This is a genomic window from Roseateles sp. GW821-FHT03B02 (assembly GCF_059421025.1).
In genome coordinates this window covers 1-848 of sequence record NZ_JBWKUV010000034.1, presented here as the reverse complement: position 1 = coordinate 848, position 848 = coordinate 1, and the positions used below count along the sequence as shown (strand labels likewise).

1 protein-coding gene is annotated in these 848 nt (G+C 63.9%); it reads right to left on the bottom strand.

Annotated features, from left to right (window positions below):
* Positions 1-848, bottom strand: an 848-nt coding sequence (gene tuf / locus AC07VX_RS26855; protein ID WP_493167857.1) for an elongation factor Tu, incomplete at its 3' end; no start/stop codon positions are given.

The following is an 848-nucleotide window of genomic DNA, read 5'->3' as shown; positions in this document are numbered from 1 at the left end:
CCGCGCAGCAGGATGCCGACGTTGTCGCCTGCCTGACCTTGGTCCAGCAGCTTGCGGAACATTTCGACGCCCGTGACCGTGGTCTTCTGGACTTCGCGGATGCCCACGATTTCGATTTCTTCGCCGACCTTGATGATGCCGCGCTCGACGCGACCGGTCACGACGGTGCCGCGGCCGGAGATCGAGAACACGTCTTCAACCGGCAGCAGGAAGGCGCCGTCAACGGCACGGTCCGGCTGGGGGATGTAGGTGTCCAGAGCATCGGCCAGGCGCATGATGGCTTGCTCGCCCAGGTCGCCCGTGTCGCCTTCCAGAGCCAGCTTGGCCGAACCCTTGATGATGGGGGTGTCGTCGCCGGGGAAGTCGTACTTGGACAGGAGCTCACGCACTTCCATTTCGACGAGCTCGAGCAGCTCGGCGTCGTCGACCATGTCGCACTTGTTCAGGAAGACGATGATGTACTTCACGCCGACCTGGCGGGCCAGCAGGATGTGCTCACGGGTCTGGGGCATCGGGCCGTCAGCGGCCGAGCACACCAGAATGGCGCCGTCCATCTGGGCGGCACCGGTGATCATGTTCTTGACGTAGTCGGCGTGGCCGGGGCAGTCAACGTGCGCGTAGTGGCGGTTGGCCGTCTCGTACTCGACGTGCGCGGTGTTGATCGTGATGCCGCGGGCCTTTTCTTCGGGCGCTGCGTCGATCTGGTCGTAGGCCTTGGCCTCGCCGCCGAACTTCTTGGACAGCACGGTAGCGATCGCCGCCGTCAGCGTGGTCTTGCCGTGGTCGACGTGACCAATCGTGCCCACGTTCACGTGCGGCTTCGTACGTTCAAACTTGCCTTTTGCCAT